The sequence below is a fragment of the Streptomyces sp. NPDC007095 genome, assembly GCF_040634475.1.
Classification (GTDB): Bacteria; Actinomycetota; Actinomycetes; order Streptomycetales; family Streptomycetaceae; genus Streptomyces.
Map to the genome: position 1 here is coordinate 1 of NZ_JBEYFS010000445.1, position 3,781 is coordinate 3,781.

Genomic DNA, 3,781 nt, shown 5'->3' on the forward strand with positions numbered 1-3,781 from the left:
CTCGTCACGCTGGCCGTGCTGCCGCTGTTGGTGCTGGCGGTGCAGCCCGCCGAGCATGTGCGGATCCGGCTGCGGCGCTTCGGCGACGTGCTCGAGTCGGTGGGAGTCATCGCCCTCGTCCCCCTCGTCATCGGGGCTTTCGGTGTGTACGGGCGTCTGCTCGACACCTTCGCGTAGGGATAACTCCATGGCTCAGGGAGGGGACTGGCAGCAGGATGTGCTGCGGCAGTTGGGGCAGCACGATGCAGCGGACGAAGCAGCCGGGCCCGCCTCCGAGTCCACCGAGCCCCCTGCGCGGCCTCAACTGACGCACCCAGCCCCGGAGCCGCCCACCGATACGGGTCCCACCGCCGCTGAGGGTTTCCCTCAGCACGCCGCCCCGGCGCCGAAGCCGGAACCCGCTGTCCGGTCACCCCGTGATCCCCGGCTTCCCCTGCACACCCCAGAGTCCGTGCCGACCGTCGACCCCCGCCTGGCACACGCTCTGGGTCGCCCCCAACACGGCGATTCCGTGTCCCGCCGCACCGGACGCACGCTCCGCAAACTCGCCTCGTCAGCCGCGCAGGACGTCACCGAAGAGACACGCCTCGCCCGGGAGTTGCAGCAACCGGTCACCACCGGCCGGGTCATCGCGGTCACGTCCATCCGGGGCGGAGTGGGCAAGTCGACCGTCTCCGCCCTGCTGGGCCGCACCTTCAACCACTACCGACACGACCCTGTCCTCACCCTGGAGGCCGATGCCGCACTCGGCACCCTCCCCGTACGGATGGGCGCCGAATCGGTGCGCTGGTCGTGCGCGGACCTCGCACAGATCCTCACCCCCGCGATGCAACTCACCGACGTCACCGGCTACTTGGTTCCGGTGGCCGACGGTGGCTGGCTGCTGCCCGCGAGTCAGGGGCGCGTCGGCGCGCCGATGGACGTCCGCACCTACCGCACGGTCACACTGGCGCTGCGGCGCTACTTCGCGGTGACGGTGGTGGACTGCGAGACCCTGCCCGGTGAAGTGGCGCGTACGGCGATGGACACCGCGCATGCCCGGGTGGTGGTCGCCCCAATGACCGCGGAGGGCGTCAACGGCACCCGGCAGGTCCTGGACTGGCTGGCCCAGCTGCCGCACTCCGCCCTGGCCGGCACCGTCGTGGCGCTGTCCGCGAGCTCCCCCGACACCACGCTCGACGAGAAGACGGCCGCCGCGCACCTGCGAGAGACGGGCGTGTCCGTCGTCCCGCTCCCCTACGACCGGCATCTGGCCCAGGGAGGCCCCATCCACACCGCCATGCTGGGCCAGGCCACCCGGGACGCCGCCGTCCGCCTGGCCGCGGAGGCGATGCACCGTGCGGTGAGGGTGAGATGAGCACGAACCAGGCTTCAGGACCCGTTCGAGAAAAGGCCCGTCCGTGACCCAGCACCTCGTCCACCGGCCCGCGCGCTCCACCCGCCCCCTCGCCCCCGCCCGGCCGCGCACGATCGAGCCGCCGCCGAACCTGCCCGAGGGGAAGATCGGCAACGCGGCGACCGCGCTGCTGCCGATGGCCGGTGTCATCAGCTCGGTCGTGATGATGACCGTCATCCGCAACAGCCAGTTCGCCGCGCTCGGCGCGATCGTCCTGGTCTTCGCGCTGCTCGGCGCGGTGGCACTGTTCCTGTCCCAGCGGGGCAAGGCACAGCGCACCCGGCGCACCCAGCGCGAGCGCTACCTCGAATACCTGGAGGAACTGCGCGACGAGCTCGGCACCGACGAGCGGGAGCGGCGCCGGCAGTCCCGGCTGCTCGATCCACCGCCCGAGGCCTTGTACGACTTGGTGCGCGATCCGGCACGGTTGTGGGAGCGGCGCCGTCAGGACCCGGACTTCCTGCGGGTACGGGTGGGCACCGGAGACGTCCTGGTGCAGGAGCTGGTGGTCGGGCAGAACAGCGCGGGCGGGGTCCTGACTCCGCCGGACCCGTTCATGCTCAACGAGGCCCGCGCCCTGCAGCACCGGTTCGGCACGGCGACGGACTTCCCCCTCACCGTGCCCTTGGACCGGGCGGGCAACGTCAGCGTCGTCGGGGACCGCGAGGGTGTGCTGCGGGTGGCTCGCGCGTTGCTGGTCCAGACGGCGGTCACGCACGCACCGGACGACGTGGCCGTCGCGCTCGGCGTACCCCGCGACCGGCTGGCCGCGTGGGAGTGGGCGAAGTGGCTGCCTCACGTACTCGATCCGGGCAAGCGCGATGGTCCGGTCGCCGCCCGCCGTATCGCGCCGAGCCTGGCCCAGCTGGCCGCGTTGTGCCGCGATGATCTGCTGCAGCGGGCCTCGTACGCGGCGGAGGTTCGGCGCGGACTGTCGGACCGAGGCGCGCTGCGGATGACCGGTCGGCTGCTGGTCGTCAGCGACGAGTACGGCGAGACGGCCACCGATCTGCCCCGCCCCGACACGGCGGTCGATCTGCCGGACATGGGCGTGACCGTGCTGCATCTGCTGGAGCAGCAGGTGCACGAGCCGGATCAGGTGGCGGTCCGCGTCACCGTCGAGAGCGACCGGATCATCGTGGAGGACCTGCGCGAGACATCGACGGTGACGCCGGGCTCATCGGACGCCGTGAGCGTCGCGGGCGCGGAGGGACTGGCCCGGATGCTGGCCCCCGTCAGGTTGTCGGCGGAGTCCACGGCCGAGGGGACCCCCGTCTCCGGGCCGGTGGACTTCCCCCGCCTGCTGGGCATCGACGACCCTGCGGCACTCGACATCGAAAGACTGTGGGCGCCGCGCGGCGAGCGAGCGTTCCTGCGCGTACCCATTGGCCTTACGGACCGTCACGAGCCCGTGTTGCTGGACCTGAAGGAGTCCTCCGAGCTCGGCATGGGCCCGCACGGGCTGTGCGTGGGCGCGACCGGCTCCGGCAAGAGCGAACTGCTGCGTACCCTCGTCCTCGCGCTCGCCGCCACCCACTCCCCCGAAGACCTGGCCCTCGTCCTGGTCGATTACAAGGGCGGCGCCACCTTCGCCCCGTTCACCGACCTCCCGCACGTGGCAGGCGTGATCACCAACCTGGAGAACCAGGCCGGGCTCGTCGAGCGCGTCCACAGCAGTCTCGCCGGCGAGGTGAAGCGCCGCCAGCAGGTGCTCAAGGACGCCGGCAACATCGCCGACATCGGCCACTACGCCGCCCTGCGCGCCACCGGTCGCCCGGACCTCGAACCCCTGCCGCACCTGTTCGTCGTCATCGACGAGTTCGGCGAACTCCTGACCGCCAAGCCGGACTTCATCGACCTGTTCCTGTCCATCGGCCGCATCGGCCGCTCCATCGGCGTTCACCTGCTGCTGTCCAGCCAGCGCATCGAAGGCGGCAAGCTCAAGGGCCTGGACACGTACCTGTCGTACCGCCTGGGCCTGCGGACCTTCTCCGCCGACGAGTCGCGCACCGTACTGGACACCACCGACGCCTTCCACCTGCCGCCACTGCCGGGCTTCGGCTATCTGAAGGTCGACACCTCCACCTACGAACGCTTCAAGGCCGGGTACGTCTCCGGCGCCCACCTCGGGCCCGTCCTGCGCGACAAGCTGGACGACGAACCGCTCGCCTCGCCGTATCCGACGTACAACACGCTCGGCACACCCCATGAGGGTGCCGCGGAGGAGTACGCCGCCACCAAGCGCGAGACCGGGCCGACCGTGATGTCGGTGATGGTCGGCCAACTCGCCACCGCGGCCCCGCCGGTACGCCGGATCTGGCTGCCGCCGTTGCCTGACGCCATCACCCTCGACACCGCGGCCGGTCCCCTCGAAGCCGGCACGGA

Annotated in this window: 2 protein-coding genes and 1 pseudogene; all 3 read left to right on the plus strand. The window is 71.4% G+C overall.

From position 1 onward, the window contains the following. A pseudogene (locus ABZ656_RS56960) lies at positions 1–177 on the plus strand (type VII secretion integral membrane protein EccD); the annotation flags it as partial. 10 nt (positions 178–187) lie between these two features. After that, on the plus strand, positions 188–1,357 hold the full coding sequence (locus tag ABZ656_RS56965; protein ID WP_360280483.1) for a hypothetical protein: 1,170 nt from the start codon (positions 188–190) through the stop codon (positions 1,355–1,357). Positions 1,358–1,400: 43 nt separating this feature from the next. Continuing rightward, a partial coding sequence (eccCa, locus tag ABZ656_RS56970; protein ID WP_360280486.1) for a type VII secretion protein EccCa occupies positions 1,401–3,781 on the plus strand: 2,381 nt, incomplete at its 3' end.